This window comes from Streptomyces sp. NPDC006923, from assembly GCF_040635655.1.
Classification (GTDB): Bacteria; Actinomycetota; Actinomycetes; order Streptomycetales; family Streptomycetaceae; genus Streptomyces.
This window is the reverse complement of sequence record NZ_JBEYIF010000004.1, coordinates 128,066-153,609: the sequence shown is the minus strand read 5'-3', so window position 1 is coordinate 153,609 and position 25,544 is coordinate 128,066. Positions and strand designations below refer to the sequence as shown.

Annotated in this window: 24 protein-coding genes and 1 tRNA gene; 10 read left to right on the top strand and 15 right to left on the bottom strand. The window is 69.4% G+C overall.

Annotated elements, in window-relative coordinates; translation table 11 throughout:
- Positions 1-45 precede the first annotated feature (45 nt).
- Together ABZ707_RS09160 and ABZ707_RS09155 are read left to right on the top strand one after the other, a co-directional pair.
- Complete coding sequence (locus tag ABZ707_RS09160; RefSeq protein ID WP_360170274.1) at positions 46-1,857, top strand: PQQ-binding-like beta-propeller repeat protein; 1,812 nt, start codon at positions 46-48, stop codon at positions 1,855-1,857.
- 227 nt (positions 1,858-2,084) lie between these two features.
- Complete coding sequence (locus ABZ707_RS09155) at positions 2,085-2,804, top strand: response regulator transcription factor (protein WP_360170271.1); 720 nt, start codon at positions 2,085-2,087, stop codon at positions 2,802-2,804.
- A gap of 33 nt (positions 2,805-2,837) precedes the next feature.
- Here ABZ707_RS09155 and ABZ707_RS09150 read toward each other — a convergent pair whose 3' ends face one another.
- Both ABZ707_RS09150 and ABZ707_RS09145 read right to left on the bottom strand, forming a co-directional pair.
- Positions 2,838-3,128: a hypothetical protein gene (locus ABZ707_RS09150; protein WP_360170268.1), complete on the bottom strand. Its 291-nt coding sequence runs from the start codon at positions 3,126-3,128 to the stop codon at positions 2,838-2,840.
- Positions 3,129-3,163: 35 nt separating this feature from the next.
- Complete coding sequence (locus ABZ707_RS09145) at positions 3,164-4,834, bottom strand: sodium:solute symporter family protein (RefSeq protein WP_360170265.1); 1,671 nt, start codon at positions 4,832-4,834, stop codon at positions 3,164-3,166.
- 254 nt (positions 4,835-5,088) lie between these two features.
- Between ABZ707_RS09145 and galT the strand changes: the two genes are divergently transcribed.
- From galT to galK, 3 genes are read left to right on the top strand one after another with little or no spacing between them, the layout of a single operon-like run.
- Complete coding sequence (gene galT, locus ABZ707_RS09140; RefSeq protein ID WP_360170262.1) at positions 5,089-6,132, top strand: galactose-1-phosphate uridylyltransferase; 1,044 nt, start codon at positions 5,089-5,091, stop codon at positions 6,130-6,132.
- Entirely contained in the window at positions 6,129-7,097 is a 969-nt protein-coding gene (gene galE, locus ABZ707_RS09135; RefSeq protein WP_360170259.1) for a UDP-glucose 4-epimerase GalE, read from the top strand. The genes galT and galE overlap by 4 nt, the downstream gene beginning before the upstream one ends.
- Positions 7,094-8,263: a galactokinase gene (gene galK, locus ABZ707_RS09130; protein WP_360170256.1), complete on the top strand. Its 1,170-nt coding sequence runs from the start codon at positions 7,094-7,096 to the stop codon at positions 8,261-8,263. The genes galE and galK overlap by 4 nt, the downstream gene beginning before the upstream one ends.
- Positions 8,264-8,337: 74 nt before the next feature.
- Here galK and ABZ707_RS09125 read toward each other — a convergent pair whose 3' ends face one another.
- Positions 8,338-8,784 carry an N-acetyltransferase gene (locus tag ABZ707_RS09125; protein WP_360170253.1) on the bottom strand — a complete coding sequence of 149 codons (447 nt, stop codon included), beginning with the start codon at positions 8,782-8,784 and terminating at the stop codon, positions 8,338-8,340.
- Between the two features lie 242 nt (positions 8,785-9,026).
- On the opposite strand from ABZ707_RS09125, the gene ABZ707_RS09120 reads away from it, so the two are divergent.
- Positions 9,027-9,800 (top strand): response regulator transcription factor, encoded by a 774-nt coding sequence (locus ABZ707_RS09120; protein WP_360170250.1) that lies wholly within the window; start codon positions 9,027-9,029, stop codon positions 9,798-9,800.
- Here ABZ707_RS09120 and ABZ707_RS09115 read toward each other — a convergent pair.
- Positions 9,759-10,256 (bottom strand): MarR family transcriptional regulator, encoded by a 498-nt coding sequence (locus ABZ707_RS09115; protein ID WP_319680142.1) that lies wholly within the window; start codon positions 10,254-10,256, stop codon positions 9,759-9,761. The genes ABZ707_RS09120 and ABZ707_RS09115 overlap by 42 nt on opposite strands.
- A 129-nt stretch (positions 10,257-10,385) precedes the next feature.
- On the opposite strand from ABZ707_RS09115, the gene ABZ707_RS09110 reads away from it, so the two are divergent.
- On the top strand, positions 10,386-11,204 hold the full coding sequence (locus ABZ707_RS09110; RefSeq protein WP_360170247.1) for a trans-aconitate 2-methyltransferase: 819 nt from the start codon (positions 10,386-10,388) through the stop codon (positions 11,202-11,204).
- Between the two features lie 83 nt (positions 11,205-11,287).
- Here the strand turns inward: ABZ707_RS09110 and ABZ707_RS09105 are convergent, their stop codons facing one another.
- Complete coding sequence (locus ABZ707_RS09105; RefSeq protein WP_360170244.1) at positions 11,288-11,986, bottom strand: TetR/AcrR family transcriptional regulator; 699 nt, start codon at positions 11,984-11,986, stop codon at positions 11,288-11,290.
- Entirely contained in the window at positions 11,983-12,981 is a 999-nt protein-coding gene (locus ABZ707_RS09100; RefSeq protein ID WP_360170241.1) for a fatty acid desaturase, read from the bottom strand. Before ABZ707_RS09100 ends, ABZ707_RS09105 begins: the two co-directional genes overlap by 4 nt.
- 213 nt (positions 12,982-13,194) lie before the next feature.
- Here ABZ707_RS09100 and ppc point away from each other — a divergent pair, with 213 nt between their 5' ends.
- Positions 13,195-15,924, top strand: a complete 2,730-nt coding sequence (gene ppc / locus ABZ707_RS09095) for a phosphoenolpyruvate carboxylase (protein WP_360170238.1) — start codon at positions 13,195-13,197, stop codon at positions 15,922-15,924.
- Positions 15,925-16,067: 143 nt separating this feature from the next.
- On the opposite strand, the gene ABZ707_RS09090 is transcribed toward ppc, so the two are convergent.
- The 7 genes from ABZ707_RS09090 to ABZ707_RS09060 all read right to left on the bottom strand — a co-directional run bounded on the left by ABZ707_RS09090 (position 16,068) and on the right by ABZ707_RS09060 (position 21,741).
- The gene (locus ABZ707_RS09090; protein ID WP_360170235.1) at positions 16,068-16,538 is read right to left on the bottom strand and encodes a hypothetical protein; all 471 of its coding nucleotides are present in this window, start codon (positions 16,536-16,538) and stop codon (positions 16,068-16,070) included.
- A 64-nt stretch (positions 16,539-16,602) separates the two neighbouring features.
- The gene (pth, locus tag ABZ707_RS09085; protein ID WP_360170232.1) at positions 16,603-17,199 is read right to left on the bottom strand and encodes an aminoacyl-tRNA hydrolase; all 597 of its coding nucleotides are present in this window, start codon (positions 17,197-17,199) and stop codon (positions 16,603-16,605) included.
- A gap of 134 nt (positions 17,200-17,333) precedes the next feature.
- Complete coding sequence (locus tag ABZ707_RS09080) at positions 17,334-17,930, bottom strand: 50S ribosomal protein L25/general stress protein Ctc (protein WP_360170229.1); 597 nt, start codon at positions 17,928-17,930, stop codon at positions 17,334-17,336.
- A 202-nt stretch (positions 17,931-18,132) separates the two neighbouring features.
- On the bottom strand, positions 18,133-19,110 hold the full coding sequence (locus ABZ707_RS09075; RefSeq protein WP_360170226.1) for a ribose-phosphate diphosphokinase: 978 nt from the start codon (positions 19,108-19,110) through the stop codon (positions 18,133-18,135).
- A gap of 109 nt (positions 19,111-19,219) precedes the next feature.
- A complete protein-coding gene (glmU, locus tag ABZ707_RS09070; protein WP_360170223.1) occupies positions 19,220-20,677 on the bottom strand; it encodes a bifunctional UDP-N-acetylglucosamine diphosphorylase/glucosamine-1-phosphate N-acetyltransferase GlmU in 1,458 nt (485 codons plus the stop codon).
- Positions 20,678-20,786: 109 nt separating this feature from the next.
- Positions 20,787-20,857, bottom strand: a tRNA-Gln gene (locus tag ABZ707_RS09065).
- Positions 20,858-20,868: 11 nt separating this feature from the next.
- Positions 20,869-21,741: a hypothetical protein gene (locus ABZ707_RS09060; protein WP_360170220.1), complete on the bottom strand. Its 873-nt coding sequence runs from the start codon at positions 21,739-21,741 to the stop codon at positions 20,869-20,871.
- A gap of 156 nt (positions 21,742-21,897) precedes the next feature.
- Between ABZ707_RS09060 and ABZ707_RS09055 the strand changes: the two genes are divergently transcribed.
- Positions 21,898-23,235, top strand: a complete 1,338-nt coding sequence (locus ABZ707_RS09055; protein ID WP_360170217.1) for a histidine kinase — start codon at positions 21,898-21,900, stop codon at positions 23,233-23,235.
- 59 nt (positions 23,236-23,294) lie between these two features.
- Here the strand turns inward: ABZ707_RS09055 and ABZ707_RS09050 are convergent, their stop codons facing one another.
- Positions 23,295-23,783 (bottom strand): SUKH-3 domain-containing protein, encoded by a 489-nt coding sequence (locus tag ABZ707_RS09050; RefSeq protein ID WP_360170214.1) that lies wholly within the window; start codon positions 23,781-23,783, stop codon positions 23,295-23,297.
- A 2-nt stretch (positions 23,784-23,785) separates the two neighbouring features.
- Positions 23,786-24,286, bottom strand: a complete 501-nt coding sequence (locus ABZ707_RS09045; protein ID WP_360170211.1) for a YwqJ-related putative deaminase — start codon at positions 24,284-24,286, stop codon at positions 23,786-23,788.
- Between the two features lie 278 nt (positions 24,287-24,564).
- Between ABZ707_RS09045 and ABZ707_RS09040 the strand changes: the two genes are divergently transcribed.
- Entirely contained in the window at positions 24,565-25,542 is a 978-nt protein-coding gene (locus ABZ707_RS09040; protein ID WP_360170208.1) for an SMI1/KNR4 family protein, read from the top strand.
- Positions 25,543-25,544 lie beyond the last annotated feature (2 nt).

The following is a 25,544-nucleotide window of genomic DNA, read 5'->3' as shown; positions in this document are numbered from 1 at the left end:
GCTCCTCGCGGGCTTCTTCGAGCTTCCTTCCGAGGTACCTACGCCATGACGCAGCCGCCACAGCCGCCACAGCCGCCCAACGAGCCACCGCAGGAGGGCTTCGGCGCCCCGCAGGAGCCGCCGGCCGGAGGGTTCGGTGCTCCGCAGGACCCGCCTCCCGGCGGTTTCGGTGCGCCGATTCCGCCCCCGGCGCACCCTCAGTACGGCTATCCGCAGTCGCCGCCGCAGGGCCCGCCGGGACAGCCGCCACAGCCGCCGGGCGGGCCCGGTTACGGCTACCCCGGCCAGCCCGGTTACGGCCCGCCCGGTCAGCAGCCCGGTTACGGCTACCCCGGCCAGCCCGGTCAGCAGCCCGGCTACGGCTATCCGTACCAGCAGCCGCCCCAGCCGCCCCGGCAGAGCGGCGGGCGCGGGAAACTGACCGCACAGACGCAGATCATTATCGCCGCGGCCCTCGCCGTGGTGCTGATCATCGGCGGCGGCCTCTGGTTCGCCGCCTCCGACGGCGGCGACACGGAGGCCGGCACCAGCGGCGGTTCCACCGGTGCCCCCGACGGCGGCGGCAAGGGCACCGGTGGCGGCGGCAAGGAGAAGGCACCGGCCGACACCAGGTCCGAGGTCGCGTTCCAGCTCCCCGCGCCCAAGGTCACCGACATCACCGCCGTCAACGGCTCCTGGCTCACCGACACCGCCTATGTGAAGACCGGCGTCAACCAGATCGTCGGCTACGACCCCGCCAAGGGCACCCAGCTCTGGGCGATCCCGCTGCCGGGCCAGCTCTGCGCGGCATCACGGCATGCCAGCAAGGACCACAGGACCGCGATCGCCTTCGAGGCCGCCAAGCGGACCGCCGCCACCGACTACCAGCCGTGCACGGAGGTCGGCGCGATCGACCTGGAGACCGGCAAGCTGCTCTGGACCAAGTCCGCGAAGGGCTCCAACGCGGGCGACGAGAAGGTCCGGTTCTCCGAGATCACTCTCAGCGGTACGACGATCGCGGCCGGCGGCACGGACGGCGGCGCCGCCTTCGACCTCGCCACCGGCAAGATCCTCTGGAAGCCCGAGGTCAGCGCCGAGGGCTGCTACGACATGGGGTACGGCGGCGGCGACGGGCTCGTCGCGGTCCGCAAGTGCGGCTCGTACGACGACCCGCGGCTCAGCATCGAGAACCTGAACCCGCTCACGGGCGCGCCGGTCTCCTCGTACAAGATGCCGTCCGGAGTGGAGTACGCGAGCATCGTCTCCACCAAGCCGCTGGTTGTCGCCGCCGATGTCGGCGACACCGCGGGAGACGGCAGCGGTATCTCGGACCTCTTCTCGATCGACGAGAAGTCCGGCAAGCTGCGGGCCAAGATCCCGGCCGACGCCGACACGTACGCGGCCCGCTGCGCGTCGACCGAGGTCGAGTCCTGCCAGCACCTGGTGGTGGGCAACGGGCGGATCTATCTGCCGACCGAGGAGCACGAGGGCGGCGGGGAGTACGGCAACACCAACGAGATCCTCTCCTTCGACCTGGCCACCGGGAAGGCCACCTCGGACCGCGCCGACGCGGGCGACCGCTACACGATGCTTCCGCTGCGCATGGACGGCGGCGACATCATCGCCTACAAGCGGCCGCCGTACGACAAGGGCGGTCAGATCGTCTCCATCGACGGCCGCACCTTCAAACAGACGCTGCTGATGGAGAATCCGGCCGACGAGACCTCGCGCGACGCGGAGAGCGGCTTCTCCGCGGACTACGCGGAGATCCTCTACGGGGGCGGCCGGCTGTTCCTCTCCGACGTCATGCTGAGCAAGCCGTCGGCCTCGGCGCAGGACGAGAAGGCGTATCTCGTCCTCGCGTTCAGCACCACATAGCGCCACCGGCGAGGCCGGTGCGGGCCCCGGTCGCGGACAACCCGCGGCCGGGGCCCCGTGGTGAGCGACTCTCCGTGACCGTGTCCGCCGAACCAGTCCCGAATGGCTGGGAATTCGGCAATCCGGGGGCTTCTTACCGGTAAGGGGCGCGCAATGTCGAACAAGCGTGTAGCTTGCCGGGTCAAGAGGCCGGGGGCCGGGCCGGAGCCGTGACGGGGGGTTGGCCGATGGGCGTGCGGCTCATGGTGGTCGATGATCACAGACTGCTCGCCGAGGCGCTCGCCTCGGCGCTGAAACTGCGCGGACACCGGGTGCTCGCGGCGGCGGCGCCCACCGCGGGCGTCGCGGAGCTGGTGGTGAGCAGGGCGCCCGAGGTCTGTCTGATGGGCACGGCGATGCCGGCCGAGCCGGGGGTCTTCGACCCGATCGTACGGATCAAGCGGGAGCGCCCCCAGGTGGCGGTGGTGGTGCTCGGGCCGGTGCCCAGCCCGCGCGGGATCGCCGCGGCCTTCGCGGCGGGCGCCTCCGGGTATGTACGCCACGACGAGCGCATCGAGGGCGTCGAGCGGGCCATGGCCAAGGCACGGGCGGGTGAGGCCGCGGTCGCCCCGCAGCTTCTCCAGGGCGCCTTCACCGAGCTGCTCAATCCGGCGGCCCAGCCCGACGACGAGGGACAGCGGCTGCTGAGCATGCTCACACCGCGCGAGATCGAGGTGCTGGTGCGGGTCGCGGAGGGCGAGGACACCCGGCTGATCGCCGCCGGGATGCGTATCGCGCCCAGCACCGCCAGGACCCATGTGCAGCGGGTGCTGATGAAGCTGGGAGTGGGCTCCCGGCTGGAGGCCGCCGCGCTGGCGGCGCGTACGGGACTGCTGGACCGGGCCGCGCCGGACGGCGGCCCCGGGGACACGACGGCGGGGCCGGACCGGCGCGATTTCCGCGCGTGAGGTCCGGCCCCGCCGGAAGACACCGGCCCGCCGTCAGTCGACGGGGTGATCCCCGGCCGGCGGGGTCGGCGGAGCCGTCGGGCGCAGCTTCAGCCACACCAGGAAGAACACGCCGAGCGCCAGCATGCCCAGCCCCGTCCACAGATTGATGTTGATGTCCTGCGCCTTCTTCAGATCGGCGTCGGACGCGGTGATCCCCGCGATCGTGACGATGATCCCGTAGAGCACGAAGAGTCCGCCGATGATGCGGCGTATGTCGAAGAGCCGCGCCGCCGTCGCGGACTTGGCCTCCAGCTCCTGGACTTGGTTCTGATACTCGCTCATGGTGATGCGTTCCTCTCAGCCTCGGTCGAAGCCGGTCAGAAGGAGAAGGGGACGTAGCAGATGGCGGCGAGGACGATCGCGCCCCAGCCCAGCAGGGCCGGCTTGCGGTACCACGCGTCGTCGCCCTCGGCGGAGAGCTCGTCCATCCCGGGCGAGCGGGTGCCGTACACCAGGCCGGCGAGCTTCTCGGCCGGCTTGGGCTTGGTGGCGTAGGAGACGATCACCATCACCACGGCACCGACGACAAACGCGACGATGGAGGAGACGAAGTTCGCGCCCTGGTCGCTGGGGATGTCGATGACACCCTGCTTGTAGAACCAGAAGTAGTTCACCATCGCGGCGACCGTGCCGGAGAGCAGGCCCCAGAAACCGGCCGCGGGGCTCGTCCGCTTCCAGAACATGCCGATGATGAAGACCACGAACAGCGGGACGTTGAAGAACGAGAACAGCGTCTGGAGGTAGTTCATGATGTTGCTGAAGCTGGAGGCGATGAACGCCGTGCCCATGCCGATCAGCACACCGACCGCCGTGACGACGCGTCCGGTCTTGAGGTAGTAGGCGTCCTCGCGGTCCTTCTTGAGGTACGCGCCCCAGATGTCATTGGTGAAGACGGTGTTGAACGACGAGACGTTGGCGGCCATACCGGCCATGAAGGCGGCCAGCAGACCGGTCACCGCGATACCCAGCACGCCGTTGGGCAGCAGATCGCGCATCAGGACCGGAATGGCGTCGTTGTACTGGAGGCCGCTGCCGGTCTTGCCCAGCGTCGGCTCCATGACGAGCGCGATCAGGCCGGGCACGACCACGACCATCGGTATGAAGATCTTGGGGAAGGCCGCGATCAGCGGGGTGCGCTTGGCGGCGGAGAGGTTCTTCGCGGACAGCGCGCGCTGCACCTCGGCGAAGTTGGTGGTCCAGTAGCCGAAGCTCATCACAAAGCCGAGACCGAGGACGATCGTCAGCCAGTTCGCGCCGAGCGGGTTCGGCGAACCGACGCCGGTGCCCTCCCAGGCGCTGAGGAAGGCGCCGCCGTGCGAGCCGGTGAGGGAGTCGGTCAGCCCGTCCCAGCCGCCGACCCGCTTGAGACCGACGATGGTCAGGGGTATGAGCGCCGCGAGGATCACAAAGAACTGGAGCACCTCGTTGTAGATCGCCGAGGAGAGGCCGCCGATGGTGATGTACGCGAGGACGAAGAAGCCCGCGATGACGATCGCGACCCACTCGGGCCAGCCCAGCAGCGCCTCCAGCACGATCGCCATCGCGTACAGGTTGACGCCCGCGATCAGCACGGACGACACCGCGAAGATGATCGAGGAGAGCAGGTGGGAGGAGGGCCCGAAGCGGTGCAGCAGGAACTCCGGTACGGAGCGCACCTTCGAGCCGTAGTAGAAGGGCATCATCACCAGGCCGAGGAAGACCATGGCGGGGATCGCGCCGATCCAGTACCAGTGCACGGTGTACACGCCGTACTGGGCGCCGTTGGCGGCCATGCCCAGAATCTCGGTGGCGCCGAGGTTGGCGGCGACGAAGGCGAGGCCCGTCACCCAGGCCGGCAGGGAGCGCCCGGAGAGAAAGAAGTCGAGGCTGGTCTTCACACTGGCGCGGGCCGCGAACCCGATGCCGAGGACCACCACGAAGTAGATCGCGAGGATGGTGTAATCGAGCCCGTTTGTGGGGAGCCGGAGCCCTTCGGCCAGGTATCGCATGGGGTACTCGCTTCGTCGCAATAAATAACTCAGCCGGAACCTACGCCTCCGCGTTCAAGAAATGAACAGTTCTGTTGGTGTTCTTTGTTCGACTGTGATCGAGTTGGCAGCTATATCGGTTTATCCCGGACATATCGTCCCTGTACGCGGTGCGTGGCGTCTGCTCGTATGCCCGCCGTTCGAGCGTTGACGCATCTGTTGAGTTGTGGTTTGTTGTGTTCGGTTATGTTTGAGTGTGGGCCGGGAGGCAACCGATGAAGAAGACGGTGACGACGCTCGCCGACGGCCGCGAGCTGATCTACTACGACTCCCGGGACGACGCCGTGCGCGACGCCGTCGACCGGCGGCCCCTCGGCCCGGTCGCCACCACCTCGGAGATCCGCCGCGACCCGCTGCTCGGGGACGCCGTCGCCATCGCCTCGCACCGCCAGGGCCGCACCTATCTGCCGCCCGCCGACCAGTGCCCGCTCTGCCCCTCCCGGGACGGCCGGCTCAGCGAGATCCCGGACTCCGGCTACGACGTCGCCGTCTTCGAGAACCGCTTCCCCTCGCTCGCCGGCGACGCCGGACGCTGCGAGGTCGTCTGCTTCACCTCCGACCACGACGCCTCGTTCGCCGGCCTCAGCGAGGAACAGGCCGCGCTGGTGCTGGACGCCTGGACCGACCGCACCGCCGAACTGGCCGGACTGCCCCAGGTCGAGCAGGTCTTCGTGTTCGAGAACCGGGGCGCCGAGATAGGCGTCACACTCGGTCATCCGCACGGGCAGATCTACGCGTACCCCTTCGTGACCCCGCGCACCGAGCTGATGCTCCGCTCGGTCCGCGAGCACGGCGCCGAGACGGGCCGCAATCTCTTCGACGAGATCGTCGGACGGGAGACCGCGGCGGGCACCCGGGTGGTGCTGGAGAGCGAGCACTGGGTCGCGTTCGTGCCGTACGCGGCGCACTGGCCCTACGAGGTCCATCTCTACCCGCGCCACCGGGTGCCCGACCTGCGGGCGCTCGACGACGCGGCGCGCGCCGAGTTCCCCCGGGTCTATCTCGAACTCCTGAAGCGCTTCGACCGGATCTTCGGCGAGGGCGAACCGCCGACGCCGTACATCGCCGCCTGGCACCAGGCGCCGTTCCGGGCCGCCGGGCGCGACGATTTCGCACTTCACCTCGAGCTTTTCACCGTTCGCCGAACTTCCGGCAAGCTGAAGTTCCTCGCGGGTTCCGAATCCGGCATGAGTGTGTTCATCAACGACGTGCCGCCGGAGACCGCGGCCGAGCGACTGCGAGAGGTAGCGAGCGAGTGAGCAACAAGTACCTGGTCACGGGTGGCGCGGGATATGTCGGCAGCGTGGTGGCGGCACATCTGCTGGAGGCGGGGCACGAGGTGACCGTGCTCGACGACCTCTCCACCGGATTCCGGGAGGGCGTCCCGGCGGGCGCCGAGTTCATCGAGGGCCGGATCCAGGACGCGGCCAGGTGGGTGGACTCCTCGTACGACGCGGTGCTGCACTTCGCCGCGTTCTCGCAGGTCGGCGAATCCGTCGCCAAGCCCGAGAAGTACTGGGACAACAACGTCGGCGGCACCATGGCGCTGCTCGCCGCGATGCGCGCCGCCGGCGTACGCACACTGGTCTTCTCCTCCACCGCCGCCACCTACGGCGAGCCGGTCTCCACGCCCATCACGGAGGCCGACCCCACCGCCCCGACCAGTCCCTACGGCGCGACGAAACTCGCCGTCGACCACATGATCGGCGGCGAGTGCGCCGCGCACGGCCTCGCGGCCGTCTCGCTGCGCTACTTCAATGTCGCGGGCGCCTACGGCGACAGCGGCGAGCGCCACGACCCCGAGTCGCATCTGATTCCGCTGGTCCTCCAGGTCGCGCTCGGCCGCCGGGAGTCGATCTCGGTGTTCGGCGAGGACTACCCGACGCCGGACGGCACCTGTGTCCGCGACTACATCCATGTCGCGGACCTCGCAGAGGCCCATCTGCGCGCGCTGGACGCGGCGGTGGCGGGCGAACACCTGATCTGCAACCTCGGCAACGGCAACGGCTTCTCGGTCCGCGAGGTCATCGAGACCGTACGCAAGGTCACCGGGCATCCCGTCCCGGAGGTCGTGGCCGGGCGGCGCGGCGGCGACCCCGCCGTCCTGGTCGCGTCGGCGGAGACGGCACACCGCCGCCTCGGCTGGACCCCGAGCCGCGCCGATCTGTCGGGCATCGTCGCGGACGCGTGGGCGTTCGCACGCCGGAAGGAGAACCAAGGGTGAGTGACAGCGTCGGGGCGGAGCAGGTCGCGCGGGATTTCCGGCGGCTGTACGGGGCCGAGCCGGAAGGGGTCTGGGCGGCCCCGGGCCGGGTGAACCTGATCGGGGAGTACACCGACTTCAACGACGGCTTCGTGATGCCGCTGGCGCTGCCGCACACCGCGGTCGCCGCGGTGTCCCGCCGTACGGACTCGGTCCTGCGGGTGCACTCCGCGGATGTCTCCCAGCGCGTGGTCCGGCTCGGCCCCGACGCCCTCGTCCCGCGCTCCGACACCGGCTGGGCCGCCTATCCGGCCGGTGTCGTCTGGGCGCTGCGAGAAGCGGGCCACCCGATCACCGGCGCCGACATCCATCTGGCCTCGACCGTCCCGACCGGCGCGGGACTCTCGTCGTCGGCGGCGCTGGAGGTCGTCACCGCCCTCGCCCTGAACGACCTCTTCGGACTGGGCCTGTCGGGGGCGGAGCTGGCGGTGCTCGCCCAGCACGCCGAGAACGACTTCGTCGGCGTCCCGTGCGGGATCATGGACCAGATGGCGTCGGCGTGCTGCACCGAGGGGCACGCCCTGTATCTGGACACCCGTGACCTGACGCAGCGTCAGGTGCCGTTCGATCTGGCGGCCCACGGACTGCGGCTGCTGGTCGTCGACACCAGGGTCAAGCACGCGCTCGGCGACGGCGCGTACGCCGAGCGGCGCGCGGGGTGCGAGGCGGGCGCGCGGGCCCTCGGGGTCCGCGCGCTGCGCGACATCGCGTACGGCGAGCTGCCGGCGGCGCTGGACCGGCTGTCGGGGGAGGACGAGAACGTCCGCCGCTATGTCCGGCATGTCGTGAGCGACGACCGCCGGGTGGAGCAGGTCATCGGACTGCTGGACGCGGGCGATGTCCGCGCCGTCGGCCCCGTCCTCACCGAGGGCCACGCCTCCCTCCGCGACGACCTGCGGGTCTCCTGCCCGGAACTCGACCTGGTGGTCACCGCCGCCACCGCGGCCGGCGCCCTCGGCGCCCGGATGACCGGCGGGGGCTTCGGCGGTTCGGCGATCGTGCTGGTCGAGGAGTCCGACGCGGACGCGGTGTCGAAGTCGGTGACCGAGGCGTTCGCCGCGGCGGGCCACACGGCGCCGCGCGTCTTCCCGGCCATCCCGGCGCGTGGCGCTCACCGTCTGGTCTGACCCCGGCGCGCGGCCCGCCCTCCCGCGCCCGGCGGGCGGGCCGCGCGCGGCGCGGGACGGCGGCGCCAGCCGGCTCAGGCCAGGGTCTTGACCAGGATGTACTCCGTCACGCCCGGCGGATAGTCGGGGACCTGACCGGCGATCTCGTAGCCATGCCTCCGGTAGAAGACCGGCGCCTGGAAGTCCCAGGTCTCCAGGCGCGCCCGCGCGCAGCCGCGTTCCGCCCGTGCCACCCGCTCCGCCTCGGCCAGCAGTCGCGTCCCGAGGCCCGCGCCCCGGTGGCGTTCGTCGACCCAGAGCAGATCCACATGGAGCCAGCGGGCCCAGGTCCGGCCCGTCAGGCCACCGGCCAGCTCGCCCGAGGAGTCGTCCAGCAGCCAGACATGGAGGGGGACTTCCTCGCCCATGGGCCCGTCGCGCAGAGCCCGCATCACCGGCGAACGGTCGGCATTGGCCTCACGCAGCCGCTCACCGAGCACGGAACGCCATTCCTTGTCGACTTCTGTTTCCATACGGAACATGGGTCTCACCCTAAACAGACCCGCCGATGAGTTCTGCGAAATTCCTTCCGCTACGGGCCCACAGCCGTACCCTGATGCACAGCACCGGTGGGGGCCGGTGCTGTTCAGGGGTGGAGACAAGTCGGGTCGACGCCCGGGGCAGGTGGCGGTGATCACACGGCGGCGGCCGTGCCACTGACGGATCCACCGCGCACCGGGCGCCGCACCCGCGCAGTCCGCTCCCCACCTTCAGGGGGTGTCCATTGGTACGTATCCGGGTCCTGGTCGTGGACGACCACCGCATCTTCGCCGAGTCGCTCGCCGCAGCTCTCGCGGCCGAGCCGGACGTGGACGTCGCGGCGGCCGGCAGCGGCCCCGCCGCGCTGCGCTGTCTGGAACGGGCGGCGGCCGAGGGCCGCAGATTCGATGTGATGCTCGTCGACGCCGACCTGGGCGCGGCCGCGGGACCGGTTCAGGTGCCGGTCGCCCGCGCCGTGCCCGACAACGGCGAAGTGGCGCCGGTCGACGGCATCTCGCTGGTCGCCGGGGTCCGTTCGGGCCAGCCGTCCGTCCGTACGGTCGTGCTCGCCGAGAAGGACGACCAGCGCCGCGCCGCCCTGGCGCTCCAGGCGGGCGCCTCCGGCTGGGTCGCGAAGGACTGCTCGCTGCAACGGCTCCTCGCCGTGATACGAGGCGTCCTGCGCGACGAGACGCATCTGCCGCCCGCCCTGCTCACGGGCGTACTGCGGGAGTTGACGGCCGCGCGCAAGCACCGCACGGAGAGCGAGCAGCTCGTCGAGTCGCTCACCCCGCGCGAGCGCGAAGTACTGCGCTGCATGGTCGCGGGGCTCGGGCGCAAGGCCGTCGCGGAGCGCCTGTATCTTTCTCCGCACACCGTCCGCACCCATATGCAGAACGTGCTGGGAAAGCTGGGCGTGCACTCCACGCTGGCCGCCGTCGCCCTGGCGCGCCGGGCCGGCGTCGGGCCGGCCGAGCTAGCTGGGGACGTTGTCGAACGGGGCGGTCAACTGGCGTAGCAGGGCGGCCAGTTCACCACGCTGCGCCCGGGAGAGCTCGGCGAGGATCGCGCGCTCCTGGGCGAGCAGCCCGGCGAGCGCCTGATCCGCGCGGTCGCGCCCCTCAGGGGTGAGCCGGACCAGCACACCGCGCCGGTCGCTGGGATCCGGCAACCGCTCGACCAGGCTCTTCTTGGCCAGCCGGTCAATGCGGTTTGTCATCGTGCCCGATGTGACCAGGGTCTGCGTCAACAACTGGCCCGGGGAGAGCTGATACGGCGCTCCCGCGCGCCGCAGCGACGTCAGGACGTCGAACTCCCACGGCTCCAGGCTGTGCTCGGAGAACGCGATCCGGCGCGCGCGGTCAAGATGGCGGGCCAGCCTGCTGACCCGGCTGAGCACCTCGAGTGGTTCCACGTCGAGGTCGGGGCGCTCCCGGCGCCATGCTGCGACCAGTCGGTCGACCTCGTCCTCCATAACGGTCAGTGTAAAGGGTCCCTCGACATGAAGTCTCTTGACGTCAAGATACATATGCGTGCAGGCTGGTCCGTGCCGCCACCGCCCGGCGCGCGGCAGGACGCTCTGTACCCGCAAGGGAGCTCAACCGTGCACTCCTCACCGACCTGGGACCCGAACCAGTACCTCAGGCACTCCGGGCACCGCACCCGCCCGTTCCTGGACCTGCTCGCCCGTGTCCCCGACCCGCCGTCCGGCGCGCCCGCCACGATCGCCGACCTCGGCTGCGGCCCCGGCAATGTCACCGCGCTCCTCGCCGACCGCTGGCCCGGCGCCTCGATCACCGGCTTCGACAACTCGCCGGACATGCTCGACCGCGCCCGGAAGGAGTACGCCGGCCCCACCCCGGGCGGCGGCACCATGACCTTCCGCAGCACCGACGCCACGCACTGGACACCCGCAGAACCGTACGACCTGATCGTCTCCAACGCGGCCCTGCAATGGGTGCCGAACCATCCCGACTCCTTCGCCGGCTGGATCGAGAGCCTCGCGCCCGGCGGCACCTTCGCCTTCCAGGTCCCGGGCAACTTCAACGCCCCCAGCCACACCCTGCTCGCCGGACTGATCGCCGCCCCGCCCTGGCGCGAGCGGCTCGGCCTCACCGGCGCACACCCCGGCCATGTCCTGGAGCCCGCCGACTACCTCGCGCGCCTGATGGACCTCGGCTGCGCCACGGACGTCTGGGAGACCACCTATGTCCAGCTCCTCACCGGCGACGACCCGGTGTTCGACTGGGTGAAAGGCACCGCGCTGCGGCCCGTCCTCACCGCGCTCGACGGTGACCGGGAGGCCACCGAGGAGTTCACCAGCCAGTACCGCGCGCTGCTCCGCGAGGCATATCCGCCGGGCCCGCACGGCACGGTCTTCCCGTTCCGCCGGATCTTCGCGGTCGCCCGCAAGGAGAGCTGAGACCGGCGGTGAGGCCGGGCCCGGCCTCACCGCCGGTCCAGCACCACGGTCATCTCCGTGTCCCGGGGTGACGGGGGGGCGGCTCAGGACTTGCGGTGACCTATCAGCCGGGGCTTGGGCTCCAGGCCCTCCAGACCGTGCCAGGCGAGATTCACCAGATGCGCGGCGACCTCCGACTTCTTCGGCCTGCGGGCGTCCACCCACCACTGGCCGGTCAGCGCCACCATGCCCACCAGGGCCTGCGCGTACAGCGGAGCGAGCTTCGGATCGAAACCGCGCGCCTTGAACTCCATGCCCAGGATGTCCTCGACCTGAGTGGCGATATCGCTGATCAGCGAGGCGAAGGTGCCCGTGGACTGGGCGACCGGCGAGTCACGCACCAGGATGCGGAAGCCGTCCGTGTACGTCTCGATGTAGTCGAGGAGAGCGAAGGCCGCCTGCTCCAGCAGCTCACGCGGGTGACCGGCGGTCAGCGCGCCGGTCACCATGTCCAGGAGCTGGCGCATCTCACGGTCCACGACCACCGCGTACAGCCCCTCCTTGCCGCCGAAATGCTCATAGACGACGGGCTTCGAGACCCCGGCCTTGGAGGCGATCTCCTCGACCGAGGTGGCCTCGAAACCCTTCTCGGCGAAGACGGTGCGGCCGATGTCCAGCAGTTGCTCGCGGCGCTCCGCACCGGTCATGCGCACCCGCCGGGCCCGTCGGCCCACCGGAGCCCGGCCCTTGTCGGTACCGCCCGCGCTGTTCGTACTGCCGTCGATCGCCACAATGCCCATCATGCCGCGTTGGAGGGTGCGCCCTTGCGCCGGGAGTCCAGACGTGAAGCACTCGGCCAGCGGACGTCGGACGCCCAGCCGAGCAGCTCGAACCAGCGGATGAGCCGGGCACTGGAATCGATCTGGCCCCGCAGCACGCCATGGCGTGCGCTCGTCGGATCCGCGTGATGCAGGTTGTGCCACGACTCCCCGCAGGACAGCACGGCGAGCCACCAGACATTGCCCGAACGGTCCCGCGACTTGAACGGACGCTTGCCGACGGCGTGGCAGATCGAATTGATCGACCAGGTCACATGGTGCAGCAGCGCCACCCGGACCAGCGACCCCCAGAAGAACGCCGTGAAGGCACCCCACCAGGACATCGTCACCAGTCCGCCGACCAGCGGCGGGATCGCCAGCGAAACGACCGTCCACAGAGCGAACTGCCGGGACACCGCGCGGATGGCCGGATCCTTGATCAGATCGGGGGCGTACTTCTGCTGCGGTGTCTGCTCCTCGTCGAACAGCCAGCCGATGTGCGCCCACCACAGGCCCTTCATCAGCGCCGGCAGCGTCTCGCCGAACCGCCACGGCGAATGCGGGTCGCCCTCCGCGTCGGAGAACTTGTGGTGCTTGCGGTGGTCCGCCACCCAGCGGACCAGCGGGCCCTCCACGGCGAGCGAACCGGCCACGGCCAGCACGATCCGCAGCGTGCGGTTCGCCTTGAACGCGCCATGGGTGAAATAGCGGTGGAAACCGATCGTGATGCCATGGCAGCCGATGTAGTACATCGTCACCATCAGGCCCAGATCGAGCCAGCTCACGCCGCCCCAGCGCCATGCCAGCGGCACCGCCGCGAGCAGAGCCACAAAGGGCACCGCGATGAAGAGCAGCAGAGCGAACTGCTCGATGGACCCCTTGCTGTCCGCGCCGAGAGTGGCGGAGGGAAGCGGGGCGCCGTCAGCCGGCGATGGGGGAGTGGAGGAGTCTTCGATCACGTCGTCGGGGGTCGTCGTCATGGGGGGTCCCCTCGGGGTGAGGAATACGGCTGATGCCCGGATACGGGTGCGTAACCTACGGCATCGTAAGTATGGCAGCGTCCCACGCCGCGACAAGAGACCTGTGGATAACGCCGGGGAAAGGCCACCTATCCTTGGAGTCGTCGGACAGCGCGGTCCGCGAAGTCTCCAGAACCCTCCAGACGTGCTCAAACACTGCAAGGAGCCGCACCTGTGAGCAGTGCCGACCAGACCCCATCCGCCAGCGCGGAGCTGCGCTCCGACATCCGCCGTCTAGGTGACCTGCTGGGCGAGACCCTCGTACGCCAGGAAGGCCCCGAGCTCCTTGAGCTCGTCGAGCGGGTACGCGCACTGACGCGCGAGAACGGCGAAGCCGCCGCCGAGCTGCTCGGCGACACCGACCTGGAAACCGCCGCCAAGCTGGTACGCGCCTTCTCCACCTACTTCCACCTGGCCAATGTCACCGAACAGGTCCACCGCGGCCGGGAGATGCGCGCCCGCCGCGCCGCGGAGGGCGGACTGCTCGCCCGCACCGCGGACCGGCTCAAGGACGCCGACCCCGAACATCTGCGCGAGACCGTCAAGAACCTCAACGTACGGCCCGTGTTCACCGCGCACCCCACGGAAGCCGCACGCCGCTCCGTACTGAACAAACTCCGCCGCATCGCCGAGCTGCTGGAAGCCCCGGTCATCTCCGCCGACCGGCGCCGCCACGACCTGCGGCTCGCCGAGTCCATCGACCTCATCTGGCAGACCGACGAACTCCGCGTCGTACGGCCGGAACCGGCCGACGAGGCCCGCAACGCCATTTACTACCTCGACGAACTGCACGGCGGCGCCGTCGGCGACGTACTGGAGGACCTCGTCGCCGAACTCGAACGGGTCGGCGTGGAACTGCCCCCCGGCACCCGCCCGCTCACCTTCGGCACCTGGATCGGCGGTGACCGCGACGGCAACCCCAATGTCACCCCCGAAGTCACCCGCGAAGTGCTGATCCTCCAGCACGAACACGGCATCACCGACGCCCTGGAACTCATCGACTACCTGCGCGGCCTGCTCTCCAACTCCATCCGCTACACCGGCGCCACCGAAGAACTGCTCGACTCGCTCCGCACCGACCTCGAACTCCTCCCCGAGATCAGCCCCCGCTACAAGCGGCTCAACGCCGAGGAGCCCTACCGCCTCAAGGCGACCTGCGTCCGCCAGAAACTCGTCAACACCCGCGAACGCCTCGCCAGGAACACCCCGCACGAAGCCGGCCGCGACTACCTCGGCACGGCCGAACTCCTCGACGACCTCACCCTGATCCAGACCTCCCTGCGCGAACACCGCGGCGGCCTCTTCGCCGACGGCCGCATGGACCGCACCATCCGCACCCTCGCCGCGTTCGGCCTCCAGCTCGCCACCATGGACGTACGCGAACACGCGGACGCCCACCACCACGCGCTCGGACAGCTCTTCGACCGCCTCGGCGAGGAGTCCTGGCGCTACGCCGACATGCCGCGCGAGTACCGGCAGAAGCTCCTCGCCAAGGAACTGCGCTCACGCCGCCCGCTCGCGCCCACCCCCGCACCGCTCGACGCCGCGGGCGAGAAGACCCTCGGTGTCTTCCACACCGTCCGGCAGGCATTCGAACGGTTCGGCCCCGAGGTCATCGAGTCGTACATCATCTCCATGTGCCAGGGCGCGGACGACGTCTTCGCCGCGGCCGTTCTGGCACGCGAGGCCGGCCTGCTCGACCTGCACGGCGGCTGGGCCAAGATCGGCATCGTGCCGCTGCTGGAGACCACCGACGAACTGCGCGCCGCCGACGTCATCCTCGACGAGATGCTCGCCGACCCCTCCTACCGCCTGCTCGTCTCCCTCCGCGGCGACGTGCAGGAAGTCATGCTCGGCTACTCCGACTCCTCCAAGTTCGGCGGTATCACCACCTCCCAGTGGGAGATCCACCGGGCGCAGCGGCGGCTCCGTGACGTCGCGCACCGCCACGGCGTGCGACTGCGGCTCTTCCACGGCCGCGGCGGCACCGTCGGCCGCGGCGGCGGCCCCTCGCACGACGCGATCCTCGCCCAGCCCTGGGGCACGCTCGAAGGCGAGATCAAGGTGACCGAACAGGGCGAGGTCATCTCCGACAAATATCTGATCCCCTCCCTGGCCAGGGAGAACCTGGAACTGACCGTCGCCGCCACCCTCCAGGCATCGGCGCTGCACACCGCGCCCCGCCAGTCCCACGAAGCACTGGCCCGCTGGGACGCGGCCATGGACACCGTCTCCGACGCGGCCCACGGCGCCTACCGCAAGCTCGTCGAGGACCCCGACCTGCCCGCGTACTTCTTCGCCTCCACCCCCGTCGACCAGCTCGCCGATCTCCACCTCGGCTCCCGCCCCTCCCGGCGGCCCGACTCCGGCGCGGGCCTCGACGGCCTGCGGGCCATCCCCTGGGTCTTCGGCTGGACCCAGTCACGGCAGATCGTGCCCGGCTGGTTCGGCGTCGGTTCAGGACTGAAGGCACTGCGCGAAGCAGGCCCCGACACCGTGCTCGACGAGATGTACGGCCAGTGGCACTTCTTCCAGAACTTCCTCGCCAACGTCGAGATGACCCTCGCCAAGACCGACCTGCGGATCGCCCGCCACTATGTGGACACCCTCGTGCCCGACGAGCTGAAGCACGTCTTCGCCGACATCGAGGCCGAGCACGCCCTCACCGTGCGGGAGGTACTGCGGATCACCGGCGGTGAGAAACTGCTCGACTCCAACCCCGCCCTCCAGCAGACGTTCGCGATCCGGGACGCCTACCTGGACCCGATCTCCTACCTCCAGGTCTCGCTGCTGGCCCGCCAGCGCGCCGCCGCGGCGCGCGAGGAAGACCCCGACCCGCTGCTCTCCCGGGCGCTGCTCCTGACGGTCAACGGGGTCGCGGCAGGTCTGCGCAACACCGGCTGACCCGTCCCGTCACCCGCACACACGAAGAGGCTGCCCCCGCTCCGGACCTCCGGAGCGGGGGCAGCCTCTTCTATACGCGGAGATACGCGGGTGGTGAGCAGCCGGCACGCGGGTGGTACGCGGGTGGTACGCGGCGGCGCCCGTCAGAGCGCGAAGAACGCCGCCAGCAGCAGCGCCCCGCCCGCCAGCGCCGCCCCCCAGGCCGTCCGCGTCAGACGCAGCCCGCCGCCGATCACCAGGGACGCCAGCAGCAGACCGCCGCCCAACGGCACCCACGCGTACAGCAGCCCCGGCGTGCCCGTACGGACCAGCTCATGCGTGTCCGGCTTCACCACGACCGGAAACCGGCCGCCCTTCTTGACCGCCACCGACTGCTCGACGGTCATCCCGCCGCGCGGCGGCGCGGCGCCCTCCGGGTCGTACGACCCCGTACATGTCCCGTCCTCGCAGCCCGTGACCGAAAACATGCCGTGCTCACGCCCCTTCGCGAGCATCACATGCTGCGCGGCGCCCCAGGACGACCAGACGCCCGCCGCGAGCAGCAGAAGGACGACACAGCCCAGTGCGGCCCGACGGCCGAACGACAGCAAAGGATGGGGCGAACTCCGCTTCATGGAGCGCGATCTTTGGCCATGGGAACACATTCGGTCAACCTGTGGTCCCGAATGCGGGGCCTTGTCAGGAGTTGTACGCGCTCTGGGCCCGCTCCAGCCCCTCCGTCACCAGGCACTCCACCGCGTCGGCCGCCCGATCCACGAAATAACCCAGCTCCTTGCGCTCCGCCGACGAGAAATCTTTCAGCACGAAATCGGCCACCTGCATCCGCCCCGGCGGCCGGCCGATTCCGAACCGCACCCGGTGATACTCGGCACCCATCGCCTTCGTCATCGACTTCAGACCGTTGTGCCCGTTGTCCCCGCCGCCCAGCTTCACCCGCAGCACGCCGTAGTCGATGTCCAGCTCGTCATGGACCGCCACCACACGCTCTGTCGGCACCTTGTAGAAATCACGCAGCCCCACCACCGGGCCACCGGAAAGATTCATGAACGACATCGGCTTGGCCAGCACCACCCGCCGGCCCGCAGGACCAGGTGCCCCGAGCCGCCCCTCGATCACCTGGGCCTGCGCCTTCTGCGCCCGCTTGAACGAACCGCCGATACGTTCCGCGAGCAGATCGGCCACCATGAACCCGACGTTGTGCCGGTTGGCCGCGTACCCCGGCCCGGGATTCCCCAGACCCACGATCAGCCAAGGGGCATTCGCATCCGTCGTCATCCGCGCAGCGTCTCCTCACATACCGGCATCAGGTGAATCAGAAATCCCGCACGGGCCCCGGACGGCCCGCGGTCCCGAACAGGCGAACGGGGTGGCGGGCCATGGCCCGCCACCCCGTGGGGCACAGCAGAGGATCAGGCCTCGGCGCCCGCACCCTCGCCCTCGCCGGCCTCGTCCGCGGCCGGCTCCTCGGCCTGCGCGGCCAGGACCTGGAGGACGACCGCGTCCTCGTCGATGACCAGCGTCGTACCCGACGGCAGCGGGATGTCCTTCGCCAGGATCGACGCACCCGCGTCCAGACCCGCGATCGACACCGTCACGGACTCCGGGATGTGCGTCGCCTCGGCCTCGACGGTCAGCGTCGACAGCACGTGCTCCAGCAGGTTCGCGCCCGGGGCCAGCTCACCCTCGGTGTGCACGGCCACCTCGACGGTGACCTTCTCGCCGCGCTTCACCGCGAGCAGGTCGACATGCTCGATGAAACCCTTGACCGGGTCACGCTGCACGGCCTTCGGGATCACCAGCGACTGGCGGCCCTCAAGGTCCAGACCGATCAGCACGTTCGCGGTCTTCAGCGCCATCATCAGGTCATGACCCGGCAGCGTGACATGAACGGTGTCGGCGCCGTGACCGTAGATCACCGCGGGAACCCGGCCGGCACGACGCGTACGGCGGGCAGCGCCCTTGCCGAACTCGGTACGGGTCTCGGCGGTCAGCTTCAGCTCAGCCATGATGCACTCCTCGTAGTAGGTGACAGAAAAGTCGGCCGTCACCCGGCCACAACAGGCCTGCTACGAAGAGCGCGCCGATAACGGACCGCCGCACAGAAGTGCGGCCTCCCTCGCCGAGCAACTCCATGAGTCTACCCGGCGGGAAGGCCGCCCCAGAAATCGATCTTCCGCACCCGGAACACGACCGGGCACAGCCGTACGACTACGCCTGCTCCTCGAAGAGGCTGGTCACCGATCCGTCCTCAAACACCTCACGCACCGCACGCGCGATCGTCGGCGCGATCGACAGCACCGTGATCTTGTCGAGGTCCAGATTGCCCGGATCCGGCAGTGAGTTCGTAAAGACGAACTCACTGACCTGTGAATTCTTCAGACGGTCCGCCGCCGGACCCGACAGCACCCCGTGCGTCGCCGTCACGATGACGTCCTCAGCACCGTGCGCGAACAGCGCGTCCGCCGCCGCACAGATCGTCCCGCCCGTGTCGATCATGTCGTCCACCAGCACACACACCCGGCCGGCCACATTTCCGACGACCTCATGGACCGTCACCTGATTCGCGACATCCTTGTCACGCCGCTTGTGCACGATCGCCAGCGGCGCCCCGAGACGGTCACACCAGCGGTCCGCGACCCGCACCCGGCCCGCGTCCGGGGACACCACCGTCAGCTTGGACCGGTCCACCTTCCCCGCGACATAGTCCGCCAGCACCGGCAGCGCGAACAGATGATCAACCGGACCGTCGAAGAAGCCCTGAATCTGATCCGTGTGCAGATCCACCGTCAGAATCCGGTCAGCGCCCGCCGTCTTCATCAGATCAGCCACCAGACGGGCCGAAATCGGCTCCCGCCCACGGTGCTTCTTGTCCTGCCGCGCGTAACCGTAGAACGGCACGATCACCGTGATGCTCCGGGCCGAAGCCCGCTTCAGAGCATCGATCATGATCAACTGCTCCATGATCCACTTATTGATCGGAGCGGTATGGCTCTGAATCAAGAAGCAGTCCGCACCACGAGCCGACTCCTGATAACGGACATAAATCTCACCATTGGCAAAATCAAACGCCTTGGTCGGCACAATCCCGACACCAAGCTGCTGCGCCACCTCCTCCGCAAGCTCGGGGTGGGCGCGGCCGGAAAAGAGCATCAGCTTCTTCTCGCCGGTCGTCTTGATCCCGGTCACAGCACAGTCTCCTCAGACGTGTCGACGGCCACTGCACCCGCGCGTCCCTGCGAGCCAGCCGAATCGTGCAGATATCACGGTACGCCGAGAACGACGCACCTGTTTCCGGTCAGCTTTCGATCTCAGCCGACCCACCCGCCTCCCGCGCGGCCAGAGCCGCCCGCGCCGCGGCGCTGCCCGGACGCTTCCGGGCCACCCAGCCTTCAATATTCCGTTGCTGGCCCCGGGCAACCGCCAGCGAACCAGCCGGCACATCCTTCGTGATGACCGACCCCGCCGCCGTATAAGCACCGTCCCCCACCGTGACGGGCGCCACAAACATGTTGTCCGAACCCGTCTTACAGTGTGAGCCGACCGTCGTGTGATGCTTCGACTCGCCGTCGTAGTTCACAAAGACACTCGCCGCGCCGATATTCGTGTACTCACCAATCGTCGCGTCCCCCACATACGACAGATGCGGCACCTTCGTACCCTCACCGATCGTCGCGTTCTTCATCTCCACATACGTACCGGCCTTCGCCCGCACGCCAAGCCTCGTCCCCGGCCGCAGATACGCGTACGGCCCCACCGTCGCCGCCTCACCCACCACCGCGCCGTCCGCCACCGTGTTGTCCACCCGCGCACCCGCACCCACCGACGTGTCCCGCAACCGCGAATTCGGCCCCACCTCGGCCCCCTCGCCCAGATGCGTCCCACCCAGCAACTGCGTCCCCGGATGCACCACCACATCCTGCTCGAACGTCACCGTCACATCGACGAAGACCGACGCCGGATCCACCACCGTCACACCCGCCAGCATCGCCCGCACCAACAACCGGTCATTCAGCAACCGGCGCGCCTCCGCGAGCTGCACCCGGTTGTTGATCCCCACGATCTCCCGGTGATCCGCCGCCACCGCCGCACCCACCCGGTGCCCCGCCCCCCGCAGAATCCCGAGCACATCAGTCAGATACTCCTCACCCTGACTGTTGTCCGTACGCACCTTCCCCAGCGCGTCCGCCAACAACTGCCCGTCGAACGCGAACACCCCCGAATTGATCTCACGGATCGCCCGCTGCGCCTCGGTGGCGTCCTTGTGCTCCACGATCGCCGTCACCGCGCCACTCGCGCCGTCCCGGACGATCCGCCCGTACCCCGTGGCGTCCGGCACCTCGGCCGTCAGCACCGTCACCGCGTTGCCGTCCGCCGCGTGGGCCGCGGCCAGCGCGTTCAGCGTCTCCCCGGAGAGCAGCGGAGTGTCCCCGCACACAACGACCACGGTCCCGTCCGGAGTGCTCCCCAACTCCTGGAGCGCCATCCGGACGGCATGGCCGGTGCCGTTCTGCTCCGCCTGGAGCGCGGTGCGCACACCGGGGTAGGCGTCGCCGAGATGCCCCTCGACCTGCTCACGGGCGTGGCCGACAACAACGACGAGATGCTCGGGATCGAGCTCACGGGCCGCGGACACGACATGTCCGACGAGCGAGCGCCCGCAGACCTCATGCAGGACCTTGGGAGTCTTCGACTTCATGCGGGTTCCCTCACCCGCTGCGAGGACGATGACGGCTGCCGGGCGGTTGGCGCTCACGGGAATGCCCTTCGGCTTCGAGTGGTGGACAACCGCAGGATACCGGGGGGTCTCGGAGTGGAAACGAATACGGGTCCCGACCGGTGTGGTCGGGACCCGTGACGAGCTGCTCCCGGGGAAGGAATCGAACCCTCATTCAATGGACCAAAACCATTTGTCCTGCCTTTAGACGACCCGGGATAGTTTGCCGCCTATGTCCGATTTTTGGGATCGGGCGTGAGTGCAGCAACTACTATGCCGTACCACCAGCCCTCGATGCGACGGTACAAGTCGGCACTTCGCAGGACCCGAATGGCGAAACAGCCGCGATAGTCCTCGCCGACATTCTTTCGAACAGTCTTCGGGTTGTGCCTCTTGAGCGTGGTCTTCCCGAGGGCCGCCACATCGACGCCCGCGACGTCCGCCCAGAAGCGCTCGGCGGCGGAGACATTGGCCGACTCGTGGATCTGTACCTGGTAGCGCAGCCGGTCGCGGCCGACGCCCAGCAGATCGAGCCATGCGAAGAAGACCTCGATCATGTGTGGATCGCTGTTGATGAACGTGACCCGTTCCTGGGGGCGGTGCTGCTTTGCCTTTGAGCCTTCGGCCCAGTAGAGCCCGACCCCCAGCAGGAACAGCTCCCGCTCGGACATCGCCCCGATGTCGTCGGTGGCCGCCGACTTCGTCCGCCGGCGTTCCTCCTCCCGGACCGCCAGCTCGTGGTCCCAGCGCTTCCGGGCGGCCAGCTTCGCCTGTTCCACGGAGTCGCGCCGCTCCGGTTTCGGCAGATCCCGCACCCACAGCGAGATCGAGCTCTTCGAGCAGCCCAGTTCGAGCTGGATCTGGTCGTAGGTGAGGCCCTCAAGGCGCAGCTCGCGGGCCCTGTCACGCAGGTCGTCCTTGGCGTTCGGGCGTTTCGTCCAGTCCGGTGGTGGTTCGCCTTTGACGAGGCGGTTGAGGATGTCGTTGTTGTGGATCTTCAGGCGGTCGCGGATCTGGCGCAGGCTGAGCCCCTCCCGGCGCAGCGCGACGGCTTGTTCGCGGAGTCCCTCGAAGTCGGCGTAGGTGCCGTGGGTCGCTGTCATGTCGGAGATCATCGTCCGGAATACGGACGTCCGGCTCGAATGTCTGGGCGATTCGCCAGTTCGAGGGATCGATGCTTGTTCGTGGCGTGTGTGGTCGCTTTCTGTGCTGTCGCGGTCGCCGGAAATTGGGTCGCGGGCGCCCGTAGGCTGGGAGACATGACCACAACGGGGGCACACCAGGACGCTGCGGGCGAGACCGCTCGCGGCCTGTGGTGGTGGGCGCGGCGGCGCAGTGTCGTGCTGGATGTGGGGCTGGCGGTGGTGTCGGCTCTGGAGTGCGGGCTGGAGGGGGTGCGGTTCGCGGACACGGCGGCGCTGCCGGTGCCGGTGGGGGTGATGTTCGGGCTGCTGGCCGGTTCGGTGCTGTTGGTGCGGCGGCGGTGGCCGCTGGCGGTGGTGCTTGTCACGATCGCGATCACGCCGGCGGAGATGGGTTTTCTGATGGGGCTGGTGGGGCTGTACACGCTCGCCGCTTCGGAGACTCCGCGCCGGTTGATTGTCGCGTTGGCCGGTATGTCGCTGGTGGGGACGTTGATCGTGACGTTTGTGCGGACGCGGCAGAACGTGGCGGACACGGGGTTCGATTCGGGCCGGTGGTATGTGCCGCTGGTGGCGGTGCTGATGTCGGTGGGGATGACTGCGCCGCCGGTGCTGTTCGGGCTGTATGTGGGGGCGAGGCGGCGGTTGATGGAGAGTCTGCGGGAGCGGGCGGACAGCCTGGAGCAGGAGTTGTCGCTGCTGGCTGACCGTGCGGAGCAGCGTGCGGAGTGGGCGCGTACGGAGGAGCGGACGCGGATCGCCCGTGAGATGCATGACGTGGTGGCGCACCGGGTGAGTCTGATGGTGGTGCATGCGGCGGCGTTGCAGGCGGTGGCGTTGAAGGATCCGTCGAAGGCGGTGAAGAACGCGGCGCTGGTGGGGGACATGGGGCGGCAGGCGTTGACGGAGTTGCGGGAGATGCTGGGGGTGCTGCGGGCGGGGGAGCAGGTGGCGGCGCGGAAGGCGGCGGATGCGGGGCCGCCTGCTTCGGTGCCGTTGGCGGCGGTGGGGCTCGCGGCTGCGGCGGCCGCGGCCGCGGCGGCGGCTGAGGACGGTCCGGGCATGGGGGACATCGAGGCGTTGGTGGGGCAGTCCCGGGATGCGGGGATGGTCGTGGAGCTGTCGGTGCAGGGGGAGTGGCGTTCGTATGCGCGGGAGGTCGAGCAGACGGCGTACCGGGTGGTGCAGGAGGCGTTGACCAATGTGCACAAGCACGCGGCGGGCGCGAAGGTGAGGGTCCGGCTGGCGCATCGTGACGCGGAGGTGGCCATGCAGGTGGAGAACGGGCCTTCGGACGGTGGCGCGCAGGACGCCGGGTTGCCGAGTGGCGGTAATGGTCTGGTGGGGATGCGGGAGCGGGTGATGGCTCTGGGTGGGGCGTTTGTGTCGGGGGAGACGGACGCGGGGGGTTTCCGGGTGTCGGCGGTGCTGCCGGATCGTGGTGCGGCTGCCTGAGCGGGGGCGCGGCGGTCCGGTTGTGCGGGCCCCTGGGGTGGGGTTTCCGGGGTGGGGGGTCAGCTTGAGGTGAGCCGGGCGGGTTCCAGGCCGGTGAGCAGGGTGCCGAGCGCGTGGTCGATGTCGGGGCCGAGGTACCAGTCGCCGGTGTGGTCGATGCTGAAGACGCGGCCTGCGGTGTCGATCGCGAGGACGGCTTGTCCTTCGCCTTCTTCGCCGAGGGGGCTGATCTGGGTGTCGAGGGACCGGCCGAGGTCGGCGAGGGTGCGGGCGAGGTGGATGCCGGCCATGGGGTCCATGCGCAGGGTGGCGGGGGCGATTTGGCGTCCTGGTCCGGAGGCGGTGATGCGGAGTCCGCCGAATTCGGCCCAGACTTCGACGGCGGCGGGGAGGACGGTGTGGCGGTGGCCCGCGGGGGTGATGTGGGCGCTGAGGGTGTCGGCCCATTCCTCGGCCTGCTTTATGTCCCAGCGGCCGGGCTGCCAGCCGGCTTCGCGCAGTGCGGCGTCGACGGGGACGGGGAATCGGGTGGTGCTGAGGTCGGGCATGGTCAGCCGTTCTCGGTGGGGTCGACGGGCCGTACGCCGAAGTGGGCGAGGAGCGGGGTGCAGGAGCGGCAGGGCGGGGCGTAGCTGCCGTGGAGGGGGTCGCCGTCCTCGCGGATGTGGCGGGCGGTGAGTTTGGAGTGTTTGAGGGAGCGGCGTGCCTCGCTGTGGGTGAGGGGTTTTCGCCGGGCTCGTTTGGAGCGGTTCTCCTCGGTGGCGGTGAGGTGGCGGGAGAGCAGTATGGCTTCGGGGCAGCGGCCGGTGAAGCGCTCTCGCTGACCGCTGATGAGGGTGTCGAGGAAGTCCTGTACGAGCGGGTGGAGCGTGGGTGGCTGGTCGCCTTTGCCCGCGGTGCTGGTGAGGGTTTCGCCGCGGACGGAGAGTGCGGCGGCGACGGCGGGCAGGATGCCGTCGCGGCGCCGGTGGAGTGCGGGCGGCCGGCTTGGTTCCGTGCTGCTCCAACTGAGGCGTGGGTCACCGGATGTGCCGGTCGGTGCTGTGTGCAAGGTGCTGTCCCTCCCGTGCCCGCGGCGGGTAGCCGCTGGTGTCACGTCCCCCGAGTTTGCGGGGACAGCCTGCCAAATGTGACGGGCCGTGGGGAAGCTGGGGCGCGTTTCGGGGGGTTGTGTCGGCTCTGGGTCACTCTTGAGTGACGGTTGGTCACGGGTTCGAAGGGGTGTGGCGGCGGCTGGGAGAAGTACCTGAGTCCCTCTTGCCCCACCGAATAGGCTGTGCTGAACCAGGGCTGTGCTGAACCAGCCGGAAGCAGCAGGGGGCAACCGCCATGACGACAGGTCGGCTCGGGCAGCAAGCCGCGCCACCGAACGCGGCCTATGCCGGGCAGGTCGTGCATTTTCCGGACCCGGTCCGGGCCGCTCGCCATCCGAGGGGGGTGCGGGTGGACGAGGACGGCTATCCGGATTTCTCGCCGTACGCGCGCGCCGCCGCGGAGATCGCGGATCCTCCGGAGGGGTTCGGCGTGGACGAGTTGCGGCTCACGGACTATGTGTCGGCGAACACGGCGTTGCACGCGGCGGGGCACGAGTTGTGGGACACGATTCCCCCGGTGGCCACTCCGCATGGTCTGACCTGGCACCATGTGCCGGCTTCGCGGCGGCTGGTGCTGGTGCCTGTTGAGGTGAAGGCGTTGCTGCGGCATCACGGTGGTCTGGCGACGACGCGTGTGGATCATGACAAGCGCGGTACGCGGCCGTTGCGGGAGACCCGGCCGGTGCATTTCGGGCTGCCGAAGGCGTCGTTGTCGGTGAGTGAGCAGCAGCTTCTGGGGGTGGAGGAGGATCTGGGGTATCGGCTGCCGGGTGCCTATCGCGCGTTTTTGAAGGCGGCGGGTGGGTGCGCGCCGGTGGGGGTGGCGCTCGACGCGGAGCTGGGGCTGCTGGTGGATCAGCCGTTTTTCACGGTGCGGGACGAGGCGGCGGTCAATGACCTGGTGTATGTCAACAAGTGCCTGCGGGACCATGTGACCAAGGATTACCTGGGTGTCGGTTTTGTCCAGGGTGGCATTCTCGCGGTCAAGGTGAAGGGTGAGCGGCGCGGTTCGGTCTGGTTCTGTGCGTACGACGACGCCCGGGACCGGGGCGAGTGGGATGTGCGGGAGCGGGTGGAGCGGCTGTTGCTGCCCTGCGGGGACGATTTCGATGTCTTTCTGGGGCGGTTGGCGGGCAGTCCGCCCGAGTTGGAGACCGTGGCGAACCTGATGGTGGACGGCGGCTTCGCGCGCGCCGTCCCGGTGGAGGGGTGAGC